Annotated in this window: 15 protein-coding genes and 2 pseudogenes; 8 read left to right on the forward strand and 9 right to left on the reverse strand. The window is 34.3% G+C overall.

Going from position 1 to position 21475, the window contains the following annotated elements:
• Window positions 1–1161 precede the first annotated feature (1161 nt).
• Entirely contained in the window at window positions 1162–1929 is a 768-nt protein-coding gene (locus ACP6PM_RS33230; protein WP_426591121.1) for a PspA/IM30 family protein, read from the reverse strand.
• Window positions 1930–2439: 510 nt separating this feature from the next.
• Here ACP6PM_RS33230 and ACP6PM_RS33235 point away from each other — a divergent pair.
• Window positions 2440–3437 (forward strand): annotated as a pseudogene (locus tag ACP6PM_RS33235) (IS701 family transposase).
• A 71-nt stretch (window positions 3438–3508) separates the two neighbouring features.
• Window positions 3509–3993: pseudogene (locus ACP6PM_RS33240) on the forward strand (transposase family protein); the annotation flags it as partial.
• A gap of 184 nt (window positions 3994–4177) precedes the next feature.
• On the opposite strand, the gene ACP6PM_RS33245 reads toward ACP6PM_RS33240, so the two are convergent.
• The gene (locus ACP6PM_RS33245) at window positions 4178–4912 is read right to left on the reverse strand and encodes a PspA/IM30 family protein (RefSeq protein ID WP_426591122.1); all 735 of its coding nucleotides are present in this window, start codon (window positions 4910–4912) and stop codon (window positions 4178–4180) included.
• A 149-nt stretch (window positions 4913–5061) separates the two neighbouring features.
• Window positions 5062–6318 (reverse strand): hypothetical protein, encoded by a 1257-nt coding sequence (locus ACP6PM_RS33250; protein WP_426591123.1) that lies wholly within the window; start codon window positions 6316–6318, stop codon window positions 5062–5064.
• A gap of 483 nt (window positions 6319–6801) precedes the next feature.
• On the opposite strand from ACP6PM_RS33250, the gene ACP6PM_RS33255 reads away from it, so the two are divergent.
• Together ACP6PM_RS33255 and ACP6PM_RS33260 are read left to right on the forward strand one after the other, a co-directional pair.
• The gene (locus ACP6PM_RS33255; RefSeq protein ID WP_426591124.1) at window positions 6802–7359 is read left to right on the forward strand and encodes a DciA family protein; all 558 of its coding nucleotides are present in this window, start codon (window positions 6802–6804) and stop codon (window positions 7357–7359) included.
• A 1085-nt stretch (window positions 7360–8444) separates the two neighbouring features.
• Window positions 8445–8714 carry a hypothetical protein gene (locus ACP6PM_RS33260; protein WP_426591125.1) on the forward strand — a complete coding sequence of 90 codons (270 nt, stop codon included), beginning with the start codon at window positions 8445–8447 and terminating at the stop codon, window positions 8712–8714.
• Between the two features lie 899 nt (window positions 8715–9613).
• On the opposite strand, the gene menB is transcribed toward ACP6PM_RS33260, so the two are convergent.
• On the reverse strand, window positions 9614–10447 hold the full coding sequence (gene menB / locus ACP6PM_RS33265) for a 1,4-dihydroxy-2-naphthoyl-CoA synthase (RefSeq protein ID WP_426591168.1): 834 nt from the start codon (window positions 10445–10447) through the stop codon (window positions 9614–9616).
• Between the two features lie 896 nt (window positions 10448–11343).
• Between menB and ACP6PM_RS33270 the strand changes: the two genes are divergently transcribed.
• From ACP6PM_RS33270 to ACP6PM_RS33280, 3 genes are all read left to right on the forward strand, one after another.
• Window positions 11344–11814 (forward strand): nucleoside deaminase, encoded by a 471-nt coding sequence (locus ACP6PM_RS33270; protein WP_426591169.1) that lies wholly within the window; start codon window positions 11344–11346, stop codon window positions 11812–11814.
• Between the two features lie 163 nt (window positions 11815–11977).
• Window positions 11978–12685 carry a lysophospholipid acyltransferase family protein gene (locus ACP6PM_RS33275; RefSeq protein ID WP_426591126.1) on the forward strand — a complete coding sequence of 236 codons (708 nt, stop codon included), beginning with the start codon at window positions 11978–11980 and terminating at the stop codon, window positions 12683–12685.
• Between the two features lie 280 nt (window positions 12686–12965).
• The gene (locus tag ACP6PM_RS33280; RefSeq protein ID WP_426591127.1) at window positions 12966–13379 is read left to right on the forward strand and encodes a hypothetical protein; all 414 of its coding nucleotides are present in this window, start codon (window positions 12966–12968) and stop codon (window positions 13377–13379) included.
• A gap of 1188 nt (window positions 13380–14567) precedes the next feature.
• Here the strand turns inward: ACP6PM_RS33280 and ACP6PM_RS33285 are convergent.
• The 4 genes from ACP6PM_RS33285 to ACP6PM_RS33300 all read right to left on the reverse strand — a co-directional run bounded on the left by ACP6PM_RS33285 (window position 14568) and on the right by ACP6PM_RS33300 (window position 16850).
• Entirely contained in the window at window positions 14568–14798 is a 231-nt protein-coding gene (locus tag ACP6PM_RS33285; RefSeq protein ID WP_426591170.1) for a GUN4 domain-containing protein, read from the reverse strand.
• A 9-nt stretch (window positions 14799–14807) separates the two neighbouring features.
• Window positions 14808–15725 carry a serine/threonine-protein kinase gene (locus ACP6PM_RS33290; protein ID WP_426591128.1) on the reverse strand — a complete coding sequence of 306 codons (918 nt, stop codon included), beginning with the start codon at window positions 15723–15725 and terminating at the stop codon, window positions 14808–14810.
• Window positions 15726–16030: 305 nt separating this feature from the next.
• On the reverse strand, window positions 16031–16252 hold the full coding sequence (locus ACP6PM_RS33295) for an IS200/IS605 family accessory protein TnpB-related protein (RefSeq protein WP_426591129.1): 222 nt from the start codon (window positions 16250–16252) through the stop codon (window positions 16031–16033).
• 424 nt (window positions 16253–16676) lie between these two features.
• Entirely contained in the window at window positions 16677–16850 is a 174-nt protein-coding gene (locus ACP6PM_RS33300; RefSeq protein WP_426591130.1) for a hypothetical protein, read from the reverse strand.
• Window positions 16851–17912: 1062 nt separating this feature from the next.
• Here ACP6PM_RS33300 and glcD point away from each other — a divergent pair.
• A complete protein-coding gene (glcD, locus tag ACP6PM_RS33305; protein ID WP_426591131.1) occupies window positions 17913–19391 on the forward strand; it encodes a glycolate oxidase subunit GlcD in 1479 nt (492 codons plus the stop codon).
• 776 nt (window positions 19392–20167) lie between these two features.
• On the opposite strand, the gene ACP6PM_RS33310 is transcribed toward glcD, so the two are convergent.
• Entirely contained in the window at window positions 20168–20938 is a 771-nt protein-coding gene (locus ACP6PM_RS33310) for a choice-of-anchor W domain-containing protein (RefSeq protein WP_426591132.1), read from the reverse strand.
• Window positions 20939–21475 lie beyond the last annotated feature (537 nt).

The following is a 21475-nucleotide window of genomic DNA, read 5'->3' on the forward strand; positions in this document are numbered from 1 at the left end:
GACTAAAAATAGAAATAAAAAACTTGCATAAGTAAATTTATGGAAGAAAGTAATAATTAAAAATACAATGGAAAGAAGACCAGCTCCAGAGGCAGCAGAACTAACAATTAGCCAGCGCAAATTAGACATAGTTAAGTTGATAAATATTTTTGATTAATTAAGAAGATAAATAAAAATTATTTAATCATATATCAATCAGTAATTATATATGAAAATATGTTCACGCCATGAAGTATTTTAATCTTATGAATCATCCCTGATTGGGATCAATTAGTTGCAGTTAAATTTAATAGCAATTTAGAAGTATAGTCTATAATTAATTTACTTCTATTTAACTTGAGGAGCATCAGCTAAATTTGGTTCACTCTCTCAAAAGTGTTTCAAGTAGAAATATGTGAGTTAGATTTATAAGTTGAGAAAAACTTACAACAAAAGTTTTTCTTGTGGAATAGTTATTATTTCATTCCTAGTTGTATTACTGTCTTAATTTAACTATATTTTCTGTGCTATCAAGTTCGGATAGTTATTTATAAAAAACCTTCTTTCAATATTGAAATTATCACTTTCCCTACTCTCCTATTACCTAAGCAGGTAAGTCAAATTAAATATAAAATAATCATTGATAGGGAACAAAGAACAGTGAATAGTTCATTAATGGATAATGGATAATCGATAATTGATAATTACCTCTGGTTAAAACCGAGAGGATTGAATACAAGGAATATTGTCTTTGTTTTCCCCTTGAAAGGGGAGGCTTTTAACCTAAACTGTTTAATTATTTAATTATTTAATTATTAATTATCCGGTAAAATGAAGCAGAGATTAAACAATTTTTATTACTTCACCTGACATCTGCTTATTGGTTTGATTTTTTTTTACATGCACCTACTTATTATTTATAAGTATTTAACCGAAAATGATATTAAAGAAGAATGTAGATAGAAAATCAAGCTATATCAGAATTCAGACCAGGATTAATCCCACGTTGAAGCTATTTGCCTCTTGTCTCCTGTAAAGGTTGTGCTTTTCATCTTGCGCAGCTAAAGAAAGGCTTTTCATGTCGCGCAGCGAAACAGACGTGGGATTTCTCCCGGAGAGAGCTAAATATCTATCAAACTTAAAAGTATTGCTGAAAGATCAGAATTTATACAAAACTAAAGTTTACATTTTGTCAAGTTGTTTACGCAAATCCTCCAGTTCATCATCAACCTCTGATTTTTCTGCTGAACCTTGATTAGAAGCTGGTAGTTGATTCTGGCTTACAGAACCTTCAATCAGTTGTGCCTTCATCGCTGCCAACTCATCATCCACATCACTACTAGCTTCTAACTTTCGGAAATCCTCTTCCAAACCACCACCACCAGCTAACTCTGCTGTAGCTTGGGAACGAGCCTCCATTTGCAACACCTTTTCTTCCATCCGGTCAAAAGCTGCCATTGCCCCGCTAGTATTAATAGAACCCATTGTATTATTGAGTTGCTCCTGAGTTTTAGCAGCCGTCATTCTCGCCTTCAACATATCCTTCTTAGCCTTAGCCTCAGAAATCTTACCTTCTAAAGCTGTCAAATTCCGTTTTAGGGTTTCCACCTGAGTTGTTTGACCGTCCAAAGATACTTTTACAGTGTTTGCTGTCTCAGAATAAGTCTTCTTACGCTGTAGAGCTTCTTTGGCCAGACTTTCATCTCCCTTTTGCAGAGCTAACTGTGCCCGGGAGTGCCATTGATTAACTTGAGACTGGGCTTGATTATACTGTTGTTGGCTACGTTTCTGAGTAGCAATAGCGCTAGCAACTGCCTGACGCAACTGGACCAAATCTTCTTGCATATCAATAATAGACTGTTCTAGAACCTTCTCAGGGTCTTCAGCCTTATTTACCATCTCATTAACATTAGCTCTAACGATACGACTAATCCGATCAAATAATCCCATAATTTTATCTTTCCTTTTAATTGACCATTTGTTTAAGTTGGCTCCCAGCTTCCGATTACAGATACTAGCTACTCTGGGCCAAGCTTTTGATTAGTTGATTAGGGAAAATTTACCCTATAATTATAATATCCATTTTAAGCTGTTCTTTGTCCGTAAAGCCCAGGCGGACTTGAATGTTTTTGAGGGAAAAAATGGCTCGAACCAAGAGTAGCAAAAGAAATACCTTAAGAGGCTAAAAATGCCTCAATCTATGAATTAATAAATTAATCACGACTTACGCAAGGACTATACATATAGCGTTCAGTCATCAGACTATCTCCATATTAGCACTCCTTGCGTAAGGATTCAGGTCAGAGCGATCGCCTGAATCACAAAATTATCATAACTCATATAAAGATACGCTAATATAGTTTATTTTCATAATTGTAGATGTTGCTAATTGTAAATAAATTTTGCCCAAATACTCTAATTATTATATAATTATATTTATGATTAATTTGAGCTAAAAATATGAATTTTAACTATATTGATTACTATCAGTATTTACTTGATTTTCATACAAATTATACCATCACGCTCTTTAGCAAACCATCTAGAAAATATTAGCCATGACACGATAAATCGTTATCTGAAAATCGAAAATTTTGATGACCAGGCTTTATGGATAAATGTTAAAGAGGAAATTTTCACTAACACAGAAAGTTATTTAATCTTTGATGATACAGTTAATCAGGAACATAGTAATAAAATTGAGTTAGTCCGGCGACAGTATAATGGTAATAACCATAGAGTAATTCGTGGTATAGGGATAGTAAATTGTATATATTTAAATCCAGAAATCGAATAATTTTGGCTGATAGGCTGATAGATTATCGAGTTTAGGATCCAGGTACTGATAATAAAAGCAAAATAGATAATGTAGAATAAATGGTTTTTTCTGATTTACCACACCAAAAACTACCATTTAAGACTGTGTTAATGGATAGTTGCTATGGAAAACAAAGATTAATGGCATTGGTAGATAACTTAGAAAAAATTTATTACTGTTCCTTAAAAATAAATCGTCTAGTAGATGATACTGAAGGTGTAGAGAAATATCAAAATATTGGAGAGCTAAGTTGGAATTAATCAGAAAGAATATCAGGTAAAATAATTAAAATCAAAGGAATTCCTTTGGGATAAGAAAGTTAAACTCCATGGGGCAACTGTTTCTACCAAAACGACAAAATATATTGCAACTAATGACTTAGATCAATCTTCGCATTTATGCTGTAGAGTTTGAGTCTCAAACCAGATGGAAAATTGCATAATTTTATAGGGAAATTAAGCAATTAACGGGTATAGAATTCTCTCAATGTCGTCGAGCACCAAATTCAGAAAAATTATATATCCTGTGCTATGTTAGTCTGCAATTTTTGCCAAAGATGAGCAGTAAAATAGGAAAAATTATCTATAAAGTTAGACATGAATTACTGTCAGATTATCTGACGCCTCATCCGAAAAATTAATTAAGTTTTAAAACAAGAATGGTTGTCTAATTATTAAAGACAATTATTCACCCAATAAAATTGATTTAATAATGAAATATTGGCAAGCCAAAAAGTTAACATAAACTGAATTTAAGCGTTTAACAGGGGTAAAAAAATTTTCAGAGTGATGGTTCGTACTGTTAAAGCTCAAGAAAAAGAAAAAAAGAAACGAGGTCGCCAGCCCAAGTTAATTCTGGAAGACCCAATTTTAATCACCCTTAAATATTTAAGAGAATATAGAACTTATTATCATATTGGTTCATATTGAAAAATATCCGAATCCTCTGTTTGTCCTATTGTTCTAAAAATTGAAAACATCTTGATAAAATCTCGCCAATTCCGACTACCTGGAAAGAAAGAATTATGGCCAACTTCTGCTGAAGAGGAACTGGTAATAATGGATGTCATAGAAAGTCAAATTGAAAGAGCAAAAAAACGCCAAAAACAGTTTTATAGTGGAAAAAAGAAACAATATACTTTAAAAAAACAATTGGTAATCAAACAAAAAAGTGGTTTAATTGTTTGTGTAGTCAATTGTCTAAAACTATATTCTACCCAGATTCTCAATCCACAAAGGTTTCCTAAAATTGATTTTATTTTAGCCTGTAAATTGGTCTTGACAAAGGATGTTGAATTTTCTGGTATGGTTTCTAGTTTTGTAATAGTGAGACTAAGCAAATCTCACTTAAATTTTACTTTTAGCCCTTGAAATATTGTTTTTAGGATACCTCACCAGTGTCTGATTTTTTCAGATAGGAACCTTTTTTATGAGGCAGTTGAGGATTTGTGACTCTAGGCAACATTTCCGCCTTCATTGCTTCCAACTGAGTCTCAATATCATTCTCATCTCTTTCCAAAGATACAAACTGTTTCTCTAAACTATCAGTTCCCAACTCAGCCATCGCCTCAGACTTAGCCTCAAGCTGTATTATTTTCTCTTCCATCTGCTCAAAAGCACTTAGAGTATTACCAGTATTCACCAATCCTAACATTTCATTCAGCTTTTCCGAAGCTCTCGCAGAACGTGCCCTAGCAATATACATATTCTTTTTTAATTTTGCTTCACTAATTTTATGCTCCAACTGCCTCATATTTTGCTTCAGCTTTTCCACCACCTGTTTTTGCTGTTCCACCTGAACCTTCATCACGGTAGCTGTTTCTTGGTATGACTTGCGTCTAGTCAGAGCTTCCCGGGCCAAATCATCCTGGCCTTTTTGCAAAGCCAACTGGGCTCGTCTATACCATTCATCAGCAGTAGATTGAGCTTGGTAACATTGTCTTTCTGTGCGTTTTTGAGTAGCGATCGCTTGTGCCACTGCTTGGCGTAGTTTCACCAGGTCACTCTGCATGTCTTTTACTGTCTGCTCCAGAACCTTCTCAGGATCTTCAGCACCAGAAACCAAACTATTTATATTCCCGCGAATTATCCCCCAAAGGCGGTCAAAAATTCCCATCAAGACTCTCCATATTTATTATAATTTTCGATCATAAAGTCTCCAGGAGTAATTAATTTTTCGTACTTTAACTTTTATACTTATTGGAGAAAGAAATAACCGTACTCTCCAGTCATTTTTTAATAATCTTTTTTTCTTCTGTTCCCGAATTAATAATTTTCAGGTTTCAACTTGTAATATTTTGCATCCAGTCCTTCTTGGCGTAATTCTTGAAGAAATATTTTTGCCCTTTCTGGTTCCCAAAATGCCCCCATCTGTATCTTCATACCATTAGCCGTTTCACGAATATAAGCATCTGAAATTATTTGCTGTGCTTTATACAAAGAGTCTTCATTGACATAATCCAGAACAACATAATACCAACCATCATCTGATTTAATTGGGCTAGTTATTTGAGAACTATTAGAAATTTCTGGGGAAGGTTTAACTATTGGGGATGGAGTTGGAGAAGATAAAGTAACTACAGTAGATGGGGTAGACTGAGGCAATAAAGTAGTGCTGAGATTATCCAGTTTTGTACTTGCTTTATAAGTAGGTGGTGAAGCAGTATTAACACTTCCTGATATTGGTGGTGGTACCACAGGTTTGACTTTTGCCGTAGGAGATGGGAACTGACTAGGTTTAGGATTAACGTTACTTAGAGTATTCAAATCTAAATCTACAAACTCTTGAGATGCCAAGTCAGGAGATTTTGGTAAAGGTTTCTCGTCCCTATTTTTAATATTATCAGTAGTAGTATCATCTGTATTTGTTTGAGCAGAAGTACCTTTCAAAAAACGGTCTAAACCAAGATTGCTCAGACCTGATGGGTGCATTACAACATAACCCAAAATCGTACAAGAGATCAAGAACAGAAACATTGAAACTATTCCCAGGGGAGTAAACAAACTTGCTAAGTAACTAGATTGCTCCTGACGACTTGATTTTAATTTATCTAAACTCTCTAGAAGTTTCTCTGAAGATTCCAGATAGTTATCTGGTGCTGTAGAATTATTGTCACCTAATTGAGATGTCTGTTTCTCACCATCCTGATTTTCTACGTCACCTTTTTTGGCCATACTAATTTCCGTAGGGGTGGGAGGCTCAATGGCCACTGGTGAAGGTTTCTTAGCAGAAGTATTAGATGTTTCATAGTTTTCCAGCGATGATTCTATCTCAGATAAAGGCAATGAGGATAGTGTTTGATCCTCCACTGGTAATAGAGACATTAACTCGGGTGTTTTATAAATTTGTTTATTAATATTTTTCTGAGAAACTGCCGACTTTTCTGTTTGCCTGCGGTACTTACGATATCTTGTTAGTTCTGCTTCTAGCTCTACATCCAAACTTTCCATTACAGTTTGCAAAGTCTGATTCAATTCCTGGGTAGAATTTTTAGTAGACTTAACTATCGAATTTTGACTCATTTAATAACTCCTGCTAGTTAATCATTAGATTTGACATAATATTTCGATTGATTAATATAGTAATCAAAGGTTAGCATAGTAGAACAAATGGTCACAAGATCTATATAAGCAACAGGAAAAGTTAATGCACTGGGCCAGATATATGTACTGCTGTATGTAATTAGACGAAGTTGGTGGGATATTTTCTGGAAGTTCCGACTTAGCAGTTAAAGCCTACACAGCGCTGTAACGAATATTGGGAATTAATACCGAAAACTATTGAGGATAGGATTCACAGATGTGAACACTGTGGTTATACTGAAGATCGATATATTAATTCTACTTAGGTATATTTAACTTGGGCTTGGGTGTAGGAACTATCCTCTTCAGATTCAGATTCAGAGTTCCATAGCTATACTGATTGAGGAAGCATGAAGTACCTATGGATAAGGAAACGTCAGAAACCCCTCGCTCAATCCAGTAGCGAGGGGTAATTAATCAACTATGGATTTTCAGTCTCTAGATCAGATTTTAGGCTATCTCAAAATTATGGAGCGATCGCCCCAACAACAACATTTTCAAAAGCTGATGGAATGTTGGGAAGAAGTTTTAGGGGTGATGGCTAGCCAAACCAAACCTTTATACATTGAACGAGGTGTTTTATATGTAGCAACATCAAGTGCTGCCTTGTCTCAAGAACTTAGTTTCCAAGTTCCGCAACTTTTACAGAAGCTAAAGCACCTTTTGTCTATATCTCTAGATGATATCCGATTCTCTCCAGCTCAATGGCATACACGTCTCCCTATTAGTCAATCAACCCAAGCGGAAAAAGATGATTGGCAAAAGCATCCTAGCATGATTCATCAGTTGAAAAAACCATCCCTGGCAAACTCCACTCCCAAAAATCAAAATCCTCAGACCACTTTTCAAAATTGGGCGAAAGCTATACAGAAACGTTCTCAGACTTTACCCCTTTGTCCTCAATGCCAATCTCCTACTCCCCCTGGAGAAATTCAACGTTGGTCAGTCTGTGCAATTTGTGCCACTAAGCAGTGGTCATGAGTAGGGAGTAGGGGGTGGTAAACAGATACCAACACCATTTCACTTTCAGAATGTCACAAAAGGATGGTAGATCTAGTTCAATAATTAATAATTAATTATTAATTATTAATTGTTACCTCTTCTGTAATAGAAGGATTGGTTAAAAGGAAATTTTTCCTCCCTGAAAGGAGAGGGTTTCAACCTTAATTTTTCGGTAATAGGGAAGGGCAAACGCATCTTATTTTGAAGTTCTGACAGGGCAAGAATTTTAGCTATTTGAGTATTTATACTTATTGCTTCTATAAGCCTTAACGACAAAAGCTTCCAGAATTTAGATGCGTTTGCCCTGGGTAATAGGGAAGGCTTCACCTACAGGACTCCCAATGTTTTCACATAAGGTCAGTTCGGATTAAGACAATTTTGCTAATCATTCTATGAAGGAATGGGGATTATAGCCAAGGATAGAATCATGGTTTCAGCTTATCCCGAGCTCAGGTCAACCTAGAGCTTAACTTTTCAGTATTTCCCTCACTTCGGAAAACTTTTCAACGAAAGGGGTTTAATTATTAAGGCTTTGTCTGCAATCGGCATTTAGTGAAATAGTATAACTTTCTCTTACTCCTATAATATCATACCGTCATTGAACAAAAGGAATGAGATAGCCCTGTGTTTTGAAGATACTTCGTTCAAGGAATTATTACTCTCCCCAAATGTAATTAAAAATACAAAATAATTAATTTATCTTAATCAGTGATTGAAAATTTTTGATAGCTTTTTTCCCTGTGTTTATACGTACTTAGTAACGATGAATATTGCCAAGTAATGGGTTGAAATATTACCTATTTTACTTCCATCTGACTTACATTTTAGGTTGATCCCCATTGATTTTATCGAAATAATGTATTTATTCATACAATTTTACTGGCCAGCTATTATCGAAATATTTCCAATTATAACGGAATTATAAAAATAATATAAAATCAAGTTAATTGATAGGAATCTTCAGAAGCTAGATGTCATAATGGGTTTAATCGATTAAAACTATGAAGTCCCAGGGATTAAAAATAATTTAAAGTCAAGTAAATATAAATTTAGGAAAATTTTTTATGAAAGCCATTCTAGCTTGTCGTCATTGTCAATACTATTCACCAGAAGGAAGACGTGGTGGTGTTTGTCAAAAGTTAATGACACAAGTTGAAAGTAATTGGAAAGCCTGCTCATTAGCTTTACCTCCCTTTGCACCATCCTGGGAAAATCGGAATAGTATAGTTATGTGGCATCAGAAAATTGATGAAACATTGGAAGTAGTTTTACCCCTAAAACCTAGTGCTAATAATATTCGTCAACTAACTAATACATTTGGGCTTGGTTCTTAATGAGCAATAAATTTAAGTTAAGGTGTGAGTAAATCTAGTCTAATTTTCCTTTTTATTTAAATTGATTATCCCTAGAATTTACGGCATTGTTGAATTTATATATGATTTTGCTAAATTCCTAGTGGAGTTTATAGCTTTCAGCCATGCATCTGAAAAATAGCTGTTATCCTCTTCCATTAAATCACAAATTATAACGGGATAGGATAACCAAAGTATAATATATACGGGATTGTTGATTAATTATCAAAGTACTTATATGTCAATGGTTGAGGCTTTTTGAGTAGAAAAAAGTACAAGTTTTTCGGTCGAATAAAGTTCAAAAAGTTAGCATTTTGGGCAGACAAGGGCAGAAAATTAATCTTACAATTCTTCCGATGACCTCCTCTATAATTACCGAAAAATCCTGGTATAAAGCCTCCCCTTTTAAGCTATGCTTTATAAACATCTTCGTTAACATAAAACTTAGACATTAGAAAAAGGTTATGTTTATTACCATTCAATGGATATGATAGGAGGGTAAACGTATTTAATTAGAGGCTAAACTCCCCCCACCTCCCCATCAGAAAAGGATTTTAGGAGTTGTTTATAAGGGATAGCCTTTTAAGGGGATAAAAAGCGGTAGAGGGATGGATGGGTTACCGAAGCATATCCAATCGACCAAGAGAAAAGAGAATTTCGTATTTTAATCCCGAAGCTTCAACTAGAGGTACTGATAACTGATAACTGATAACTGATTAGAGCAGAAATAATCAGAATACTACAGATGGATTGAATAGCATTCTGGTGCTGCGGTGGGGAATGTAAGAACTAAGCTTGGACGTAAGTTTAGGTTAGTGCAGTCCCCTATTAATGCATAAATTCTTATTATTTATAGCTGATTAGAGTTAGTGTGGGGTAGTTCAAGGTAGCCAAGGATATCTACTAAAATCTGGAGGCCGTTTTTCTAGGAATGCCTTTTTACCTTCAGCTCCTTCCTCCGTCATGTAATAAAGAAGAGTAGCATTACCCGCCAATTCTTGTAGACCAGCTTGTCCATCACAATCAGCATTAAAAGCTGCTTTCAGACAACGAATGGCGATCGGGCTTTTTTCCAAAATTTCAAATGCCCAGTTAATGCCTTCTGTTTCTAACTCCTCGACTGGTACAACAGAATTAACTAAACCCATTTCTAAAGCTTGTTGCGCTGTGTATTGCCGACAGAGAAACCAAATTTCTCGTGCTTTTTTCTGACCAACAATTCTTGCTAAATAACTGGCCCCAAACCCACCATCAAAACTACCTACCTTGGGACCAGTTTGACCAAAAATTGCATTATCAGCGGCAATAGTTAGATCACAAATAATATGCAAAACATGACCTCCACCAATAGCATATCCAGCCACTAAAGCTATGACAACTTTAGGCATGGAACGAATTAACCGTTGTAAGTCCAAGACATTCAACCGTGGCACTCCAGCTTCATCAACATAACCTGCTGTACCCCGCACACTTTGGTCTCCACCAGCACAGAAAGCATATTTACCATCTGTATGAGGTCCTGCACCTGTGAACAAAACTACCCCAATATTTGGGTCTTCACGAGCGTCAACAAAAGCATCATAAAGTTCAAATACAGTTTTAGGGCGAAAAGCATTACGTTTGTGGGGACGATTAATAGTTATTTTGGCAATTCTGTCAGTTTTGTGGTAAAGAATATCGCTATAGTCTTTAACAATTTGCCATTCTATTTGCAAAGGCTGATTACTCATATTTGTAAAAATTTATAATGCAAAATTACTTTCTAGCAAGGCATAAATTAGTTTAGTGGGAAGAGTACTGGTTGTAAATACTAATAGCCTTTTTCCGCGGAAAAAATTGGGGAGATAAAACACCACTACTTTAGTGTATAGTTAAGATTAAATAACACTTTAGGTTGGATAATTTACTCAGATTGTCAGAAATACTTTTATTTTATTTTACTTCTACATTTGATACCAATTTTGAGTTGGTGGTGCAAAATTTTATAACAGTCAAGGGAGGATTTTTTATCTGATGAAGTAAAGTAAGTTAATTTCAGTCAAACCAAGGTTAATAATGCTATAGTTTTTGCAAATGATATTTCAATAATGAATAATGAATAATTACCTCTTCTTATAAAGAAGAGGATTGGCTAAAAGGAATTTTTTTCTCTCTTGCTCGATTGGATATGGCGAACTTCGGAGCGGCTCTGTTAAGAGCGGGAGACCTCGCCATCCCATCCTTCGGAATGCTCCGCAAACGACCGCTTCTTTCTCCATGAATGTAGAGGTTTTATACCTTAATTTCTCGGTAAATCTAGATTGAGATTTTTTATTAGAAAAAAATTGCTGTCTTGAGTAACCTATATCCTTATGTTTACTATTATTTAATGCTATTTTTCTTTCTTTACTATTTCCTATTTCCTATTTCCTATTCCCTATTTCATTTTTAATAGGACTCGGTTTCCACATCCCATTCAGAAACACTATATTTGGATAAATATTTTTCCGATATTCTTTATTTCTGACTTATTACCTAAAAACAAAGTCGCTGTAATATTCGTCAAGATTCAGGTATCTCAAACCCCGTTATAGAAATAATACTGAAAACGACTGATTACTGAAAAATTATGATGATTGACCATCCAAGTTATCTAGTCCATAAAAAATGGATGAGTCGGGTATTGGAACTAGCCAAAATTGCTGGTGATGCTGGAGAAGTCCCAGTAGGTGCTGTTATAGTTAACTCAGATGGTCAGTTAATTACAGAAGCCCAAAACCGACGAGAGCGAGATTTTGACCCTACTGCTCATGCAGAAATATTGGCTTTGCGACAAGCGGGACTAATTTTGCGGAATTGGCACTTAAATCAATGTACTCTTTACGTTAATCTTGAACCTTGTCCAATGTGTACTGGGGCAATATTGCAGGCAAGAATAGGTTTATTGGTCTATGGAGCGGACGATCCGAAAACTGGCACAATTCGCACTGTGGCTAATTTTCCAGATAGTATTTTTTCTAATCATCGTTTGTCTGTATTGGGGGGAATAATGGAAACAGCTTGTCGTCAACAATTACAGTCTTGGTTTGCTCAACTTAGGTAATAGGAAAGGGAATTAATTTTGTTGTGAAATTCACCCCAATCTAGAGTAGATGAAAACAAGTGCTTGACAGTACAATAAGTGTCATTTAAAAATGCTACCAAAACAGCAATAAAATTTACCTTAGAGTCAAGAAATAAAGTTACATAATTTGAGGTAAAAAAGGATGATAATTCTTGACTGCATCCCACCATCTTTAAAGAAAGTAAAGTCTCAAGTAAACTCAAAACCCTCTAGCATTTCTCCTTGGTTAGCATTTTTATCTTATTTTTTAGGTCGCCACATAGTAATGCCGTTTTATTTTCGTAGAATAAATATTATTGGAAAAGAAAATGTTCCTAAAGTAGGACCAGTGATTTTAGCTCCTACTCATTGTTCTCGTTGGGATGGGTTGATTATAGCTTATGCTACAGGTAGATTAGTGACTGGTCGAGACCCAAGATTTATGGTTAGCATGGATGAAGTTAAAGGTTTACAAGGGTGGTTGATTAGAAGTTTGGGTGGCTTTCCTGTTAACCCAAAAAATCCGGCAGTTTCTTGTTTTCGTCATGGAGTAGAACTAATATTAAATAGAGAGATGTTGGTAGTATTTCCTGAAGGTAATATTTTTCGTGATAATCAAGTTCATACTCTTAAAACAGGATTAGCAAGGATAGGTTTACAAGCTGAATCTCATCAACCAAATCTTGATGTTAAAGTAGTACCTATATCTTTGAATTACAATCCAGTTATTCCGCGTCGTGGTTGTAATGTTATAGTTCGTATTGGTGTTCCTTTGTCGGTCAAAGATTATATTTGTGGTTCTGGAAAAAAACAGGCACAAAACTTAACTATGGATTTAGAGGCAGCACTGAAAAATCTCAATCAGGATTAAATTATCAAGATAGCCAAGAATAAAAAATATCATATTAATCAGGTATAGTATTTTTTCTGTTTTCTATTCCCTGTTTACTGTTCCTTAAAATCCAAAACTTTTGTATATCATCAATTTGAGAAATTCTATATATAGCAATCATATTCAGGTTGTAATATTTTGCTGGTAGTTAGGAATCAGGAGTCAGAAGTCAGAATTTTCAGGGTTTTCAGCTCAAGTTAATTATTATAAAAATTGTCACAACTAATTTAGGATTGTTATAATATCAATTATTTTGTATATGAAGCGAGAATTAAAAGATTTTAACCCTAATTTCCAGCCCAGTCAAATTGTTTGTTTAGAACATGGAAATACTTGTTTATATGCAGAAGTAATTCAGGTGTTAGAAGTACGTCAAATGTGTTGGGTTCGGCCTTTGATGTTGAAAGTATTTTCCTCAGAAAGTGAGTGTGAAAATAATCAAGATGTGTCAGAAAGGTCTAGGTTATGGGATTTGCGAGATGGTGCGGATTTGGTATGGCCGATTTGTTTATTTAGGGAAACTATTGATACCGAGTTTCTGCCACTTTTATCTGAGTTATATTTGTTGGATAGCGAGCCGAAAAATTTGCATATTTCACATCAACAGTTAAGAGATTTTGTTAGGGAGGTTTGGCAGGCTTTCCCTGATGTTTTTCCCCTGGTTCAAGATTAATTTATTTGATAATTTTAGATTTGATAGATAACTAATTAGGGTTTGCTGAAAAAGTTTTAGAGTTGAGGATATAATTCAGAATTCATAATTCATAATTTAGAGGAGTTAGGAGGAAGAAATATCCCTTTATTTTTCTCTCCTTATCTACTCAAAACTCTAACTTTTTTAGATTTTTATAGCAAAAACCTTGCACCTTTTTTTACTCTAAAAATCCTCAAATATTTACAGATAAAGACTTGATAGTTAATCAGCAAGCCCTAATTATTAGTCATACTATTGTTGAAAATTTTGTACATAAATATGATAAATAAGTTGTGAAAAAAACTGTAGGAGTTTTGTCTAAAAATCCAAGGGGAAATATGATTTGAAGACTAAACCCCTAGGCTCAAATATTACAACCTATTTAGGATTCCTATAATTTTTTTCATATACACAAAATTTATGCATTTTGGCAGTTAATAAAAATAGCAATAATAACGCTACAAAATTTGACTTTTGATGATTTATATTGAATCCGGTAGCATCGGATTTATGAATTTTATAAATGATGCTGGCACTGTTGATAATGATCCTAGTGACCAAGATGCTTCCAATTTTTATAATACCGATACTATATGATTTGAAGACTAAACCCCTAGGCTCAAATATTACAACCTATTTAGGATTCCTATAATTTTTTTCATATACACAAAATTTATGCATTTTGGCAGTTAATAAAAATAGCAATAATAACGCTACAAAATTTGACTTTTGATGATTTATATTGAATCTGGTATCATCGGATTTATGAATTTTATAAATGATGCTGACACTGTTAATAATGATGCTAGTGACCAAGATGCTCCCAATTTTTATAATACCGATACTAGCGGAGATGATATTACCTAAAAAATGGTGAGGGAGCTATGACAGCAAAAAAAAAGAATTGAGCATCGAGTTTAGAGCAACTTGATTTACATCAGAGGTTTTGTGAATTTAGATTTTTTACTTGTGAATTTTTACTTTTGATTTAGCGACATGGTGCTATGTTTTAGAGTGGAAAAAAATAGTCTATCAAATGTTAAATTCTGCTAGTTTTTCTGCTAAATAAGGGGCGCCAAAATCCCAAACTTGAGAAGTAATTCTAAAAGGAAGATGTCCGTCAGGAGCAGAAATTTTATATGTAATATGTTTATATCTTTTATGATTTTATCCCCATCCTACTTCGTGAATAAAATTATCGGCGATTGCTACATTATAAATTCCTGGTTTACCTCCTAATTCTATCCAAATCTGTTTTTGAATGCTAAATCCAAATTTACCATTACTATATTTAATCCACAATTGATTGATTTTATCTAGGTCTGTGCAGGGCACATTTTTAATATCTTCTATATTCAACCAATAATATTTTTCTCGCCCTACCAGCGAAAGTATAATTCTGAGTGTTTATCTATCTGCTGCTTGAAATTGCTCGGATGACAATAATTTTTCTAAAGGTGCGTAGTTTACTTCTTTATCTATATAATTAATAGCTGTTTTGGAAATATCTGGAATATTAGTTTCGGGTAAAGGTTGGGGTAGTTTTTGAGGTTGTATAGTGGGATTAGATTTTTGTTGTGGAATAGAAGTAGGAGTAGGTTGAGGAGTTGAAGGGTGATAATTTCTTCTAAAATTCAGCTTGGGAGAAAAGATATAAATCACAACAACAAAGACAAATATACCTTTTACATTTAGCAATCCATTTGTTTCTCCTTGATAAAAAGTTTTGACAGAATTTTGATAAAGAGGTTTCATACCTGGAATATGTAAGGTAGCCATTTGAGAAAATAGTGTGCGAGAAACCTGAGACATTTGAGACAGAATACTCTGAGGTTGAATTTGAAGTAATGCCAACCATTCTTGCACAGTCTGAGGGCGATCTTCCGATTGAATTTCCATTCCTTTGAGAATTGCATTATTGAGGCGATCACTAATTTTTTTATTAATTTGTTTTGGTTCGACTAATGGGTCGTATTTAGCTTGTTTTCCCATCAGTTTAAAAACTAATTTAAAGACGAAACCAGCTTGTTTTGGTAAGTGGGTTTTATGTATTGCTAACTGAGTATGATATCTATCTATAGAGTTAGGTAATGGAGATTTAGTTAAAAGCACATAAAGTGTGGCTGCTAAAGCATAAATATCTGTATATTCTCCTGGTTTATGTTTGCGAATATATTGTTCTATAGGTGCATAACCTGGTGTATAAAATTGGGTGTAGCTTTTAGTTTTATTGGGAATAAATTCACGGGTAATATCAAAATCTATTAGAACTACTTCTTCTTTATTTTTGTCATTTGGAGCGAAATTATGGAGAAAATTATCCAAAGCTAAAGCGTTTGGTGAAAAGGTAAAAAAAATAATATTAAATCTGTTATTCGGCGATATTTACAGAGACATCAAATTACATCACATCAAAATCAAATAATAGGAGTAAATCTGAGTGGAACTAATTTAAGTCTAAATAAAGCAAACTTATGTCAAACAGATTTACATGAATTAATTGTACTTGCTAATGGCAAAAGAGCAGTTATGGTTTAGATTTCAATTCCCAAGCAGAAGTAAAAATTTTCCTTTGAGTCAATCCTCTCCTTTTCAAGGAGAGGTAATAATTAATAATTAATAATTAATTATTAATTATTGAAATCTATCCCTACCATCTTGGCTTGATAACATAACATTTCGATTAACTTATTATAGGGAATACATACAAAATTTTGATTGTTTCTTTTCCCTAAATTTATCTTCTGCTTCCAGTCTTCATTATGACCAATTATCAAAGTTCCTACTTTCTGATTAATCAGGGTGTCAATAATCAAACGAGATGATTTATGCAGATAATCGTTGATGAGCAAATTCTCTTTTATTAGAAAGTTTTTTCAGCCTCTTACTTGATTGATTTTCCTGGGGTTGAGATTGCCGGAAGCTCCTCATTTTATTATAGTATTGATTTATAGATTTTAACGGTCTGCCATTGATCACTCTTGGGTTTAATTCCGGCGCTTATTAAAAGTTTCCGCTGTCATTGTTTTTCGCATTTTTCATAAATGACCTCTATTACATAATGGTTAAGTCTAGGGACAAGACGAACTTATTTAATTTGTGAAGTAGGTACTAACGTTTTTAGATAAATCTTAGTTTTACTCGGATTAATAATTCCTTTTTTTTAATTGCCTCTTGCTGATGGCTTGTGTCCTATAAACTACAATATTTATTCCAGTTATTTTATTTTTATATCTAGGAAGACGAGGACGAGATTTAAACTTTGATGGGTTCTGTTTATAAACTTCGTTCGCTGCTAAAAAGCTTTTGGGTGTTTTTCTCTAAAATCATCAATATTTGTTGAGATACTTTAGCTGGCATTGCTTGATAATCTGATTGAGTAGAGAGTGTTTTTTGTAGGTCATAATAAGATATATTTCTCTTTTCAAATATCCAAGACTGACTAACCAAATAATTAGGATGAGTTTAAGAGATTTTTCGACAAAAAAGACAGTCGGTTAATTTCAGCATAAAACCGATGATTCTTTTGAATAATATGTCTCTCAACTAATCTCATAAATCAAGGAGTTAAAATTATATTAGGATTCGAGAATTTATGAATTTTTAATTATGGTTATTTAGGCTTTAATTTTCAGCTAACGCCGATTATACTATGAAAAATAATGTTCGATAGTTATTAAATTTTGTCAAATATTTAGTAGCTATTTTGTACAAATCAAGTAAGATATTTGACATTCTTTGACTATATATGACTATATTTATGTACAACGTTTATTATACCAATTAATAATAATAATATACCTAAACAAGACTTCAATTATAAATAATTAGAACTGGAGTGTGGAGACTTTTGATAATTTTCAACTAGATAATAGGTTGTTAAGAGTATTTTTTTTTCCTACACCCCACACTCTCAAACCCAAGGATATATAGCAAATTTTTTGAGGTTTGGTATAATGAACCCTAAACCTCTAGCTTTGTAAGCATTCAGCTATTAGCATTCAGCATTCAGCTTTTCCTGTGGAATTTTTGAAAGTAATAACTACTAAGGTTAGGTGATGAGCTTTTTCGTGTCGGACTTTGAATTTTCTTTGGAGACTAATTTCTCCTTCTCAAATAATGAGTTGATAACTCATAGCTGCTTCGCTACGCGATATGAAAAACGTAGTTCAGACTTAGGAGACTAGCTGATAGCTGACCGCTGAATGCTTACGGGAAAATTAAGGTATAAAGCCTCTCCATTTATGGAGAAAAAGCGGTCGTTTCGGCTGCTCACCGACATGAAAAGCGGAGCTTCCCGTAGGGTGGAATAGATGGGTTACCTAACCATATCCAATCGGCCAGGAGAAGAAAAAAATTCCTTTTAGCCAATCCTTCTATTGCAGAAGAGATAATAATTAATTATTAATTATTGAACTAGCTTTCTCAATCCACCCCTAAATAAAATCTTGGATTAGAAGCTATAATTAAGGGATAATATTTACCCTCAAAATTTCTATAACCATCAATAAAATGCCTACTCAAGACAAACAACAAACAAAACAGAATTGGAAACAAATAGCCAAACAATTTGAAGCAGTTGTTGGCAAAAAAGGTGTAGTTCAACGTAAAGAAGAATTATTAGTATATGAATGTGACGGTCTAGCTAGTTATCGTCAAAGACCTGCATTAGTAATATTACCCCGTAACACCGAACAAGTCTCAGAAGCAGTAAAAATATGTCATAACCTAAATATTCCTTGGCTTCCTAGAGGTGCTGGAACAGGTCTTTCTGGAGGTGCATTACCAATAGAAGACTGCGTTTTAATCGTTACTTCATTAATGCAAAAAATCCTGAAAATAGACTTAGAAAATCAACAAGTTGTTGTACAACCAGGGATTATTAATAACTGGGTGACACAAGCAGTTAGTGGAGCTGGTTTCTATTACGCTCCCGACCCTTCCAGTCAAATTATTTGTTCTATTGGTGGGAATATTGCTGAAAATTCTGGGGGGGTTCATTGTCTCAAATATGGAGTAACAACTAACCATGTTTTAGGATTAAAAATAGTTACTCCTGAAGGTTCAATAATTGATATTGGCGGACAAATTCCAGAGATGCCTGGTTATGACTTAACAGGTTTATTTGTAGGTTCGGAAGGTACTTTGGGAATAGCTACCGAAATTACTCTGAGAATTCTTAAATCTCCCGAATCAGTTTGCGTACTTTTAGCAGGATTTCCTAGTATTGAAACTACCGGGCAAACTGTGTCAGATATTATCAGCGCTGGCATAATCCCTGGGGGGATGGAAATTATGGATAATTTTAGTATTAATGCTGTAGAAGATGTAGTTAAGACTGGTTTATATCCTCGGAATGCAGCAGCTATTTTATTGGTGGAATTGGATGGTTCACAGTTAGAAGTTGATGTAAATAAACAACGAGTCAAAGAAATATGTGAAATGAATCAAGCTATAGAAATTACTACTGCTAATGAACCGGAAAAGCGGATAAAATTATGGAAAGGGCGAAAAGCCGCTTTTGCTGCTGCTGGTAATATCAGTAAAAATTATTATGTGCAGGATGGTGTGATACCTCGGACAAAAATGGCTTATGTTTTGGGTGAAATTGAAACAATAAGTCATAAATATGGTTATCGTATTGCAAATGTATTTCATGCCGGGGATGGGAATCTCCATCCTTTAGTTTTATATGATGATTCTGTTGAGGGAGATTTGGAAAGAGTGGAAGAAATAGGTGGAGAAATTCTCAAATTATGTGTAGAGGTTGGTGGTAGTTTGTCTGGAGAACATGGTATTGGTTCGGATAAAAAATGTTATATGCCTTTGATGTTTAATGAGACAGATTTGGAAACAATGCAATGGGTAAGAAGTGTATTTAATCCCAAGGGTTTAGCTAATCCTGAAAAAATATTTCCTATGCCTCGAACTTGTGGAGAATCTGCTAATGTTAAGAAGGTTAAGCAGTTTGAAGGAGTGGAAGTTTTTTAAACTTTAGTTTCCCTTAACTCTAAATATTATCTAGTTACTAAGCAAGAAAAACTCTAGATAAATGTTTAGAAGCTGTAAAGCGTTATTTTCAGCGAGCAAAAATTAGCTTTACTTTTAAGCGGAGAAGTGTTTCTGGAAATCAATTTTCGGCGTTCCATTATCAAGGGATGATTTTGATATCTGCCCAAAATTTAGCCCGATCAAACGAGAGTTTTAGCTTATGCAAATTTAATTGGTATTGGTGATTTTAGCTATGAAAATGTAGAAACCGGGTTTGTATTAAATGCCTTATCGTACTAATATCTATCCCCAACAAACCCGGTTTCTTAATAATGCCTGCCTTAGATTTCATAGCTTGATTCACCAACGCCATTTAATTATTATCCCCAACTATACAACGCCAAAAAATCAACCTATATTATAATGTTTAGATAATCAGTTATAAAAAACTTTCTCCCTTGAAACTTTACTTTTTCTCTTCTACCTTCAGCATAAGTATTTAACCGGACATGATATTAGTGAATGACCTGCTAATTTAAGAGTAATTTTCGACCTGTTAATACAACTTAAATATTAGAAAATTTGGGGTATTAATTATCAAATGATTTGGTCTATTTAAAAAAGTAGATGCCAACCCTGTTTTGTCGTAAATACATAACTGACTGAATACTAATTATTAGACATCTCTAGAAAGGATTCTCAAACCCTTACCCCAGTGTTCAAAATCGGCATTTTTGGAGATGTCTATTATTATCAAACCATCTGAAACTTATTATTTATCCCTTCTCCTGACGACGCAAACCAGCCATTGCTAAACTCACAACACCAACAGAAAACAGTGACATGGAAACTGGTTCTGGTACTGTCTCTAATTCTGGTCCTGTCTCTAATTCTGGTCCATTACCTAGTTTAAGTTGAAATGCTAATTCTGAGCGATGGGGAGCTGTTCTATCTCTCAGATTTTTGGCATCTCCCGTCCAAGTCATAGTTGTTGTACCTGTCAATGTGAAACTCTCCTCTAGATCGGTTAACCATAGATATTGAGAGCTATTCCAATAATCACATCTCGCTTCTAAGCAGGCAAAACTAGAATTTTCCCCAACAGCCTGATCATTCAGCATTAGATTATCTACCACAACACTATTATTTTGTTTACGAGCTGTAGTCCGAATAAATAAGTCGTCAAAAGAATCTGTAATGCCGTATTCCAATTTTTGTCCACCAATTTCGTAAGTTAGAGTACCGTCCTCGAATGTCAGAGTAAAATCTTCTCCTTGTCCGCTCACCCAATCAAAAGCACGGTACTGATCGACAACTGTTTGACCACCAGAACCATTATCGTAATGGATATTAAATTCATGTTCTGCTGCTCCTGATAAATCTCCAATCCGTCCTTCCGCAGCGACATCTATTGTTGCGCCTAATTCTTCAAAGTCTGCTTCTCCATTAATAACACCTCCCAGAGTAAAAGCATTTGCTGAAACTGGCGCTCCTAAAAATCCGATCCCTAATGCTGCTAATGCTAAAAATGATTTGCACTTATTCATCTGCTGTGCTCCTTCGGTCTGTGTGTTTCTTTACAATTCCAATCTAACCTGCCGAGAACCAGATGTGCAAGCAAAATAGTAATATTTTACACAATCTTTAATTTGTTAAAAATCTTAAGTATTATCATCTAAAAGCTTTAAATATATGAATTATAGACATGTCCGCAAATATAATTATATTAGTAGCAATTTAATTAATAGCTTCAGTATTTACTCGTGATAAACTCAAATTTTTCTAGCCTCAGCCATAATAATTTGAAAATTTGCTCTAGTTGTGGCGATCGCTCATCCTCAAGAAGACTTTTTGAACTAATAAAATCTACTGTAGGGGCGAATGGCCATTCGCCCCTAATAGATATGGCCGTTCTGCCTAAGTCCTGTTTTAGATAAACTTAGGCATGAAGCGATCGCCTCAATTAAATAGATAAGAGACAAAACTACAACGTCTGAGTTTTTAGATTTTAGATAAACTTAGGCATGAGGCGATCGCCTCAATTAAATAGATAAGAGACAAAACTACAACGTCTGAGTTTTTAG

This window comes from Dapis brunnea BLCC-M229 (assembly GCF_050015995.1).
Lineage (GTDB): Bacteria > Cyanobacteriota > Cyanobacteriia > Cyanobacteriales > Microcoleaceae > Trichodesmium.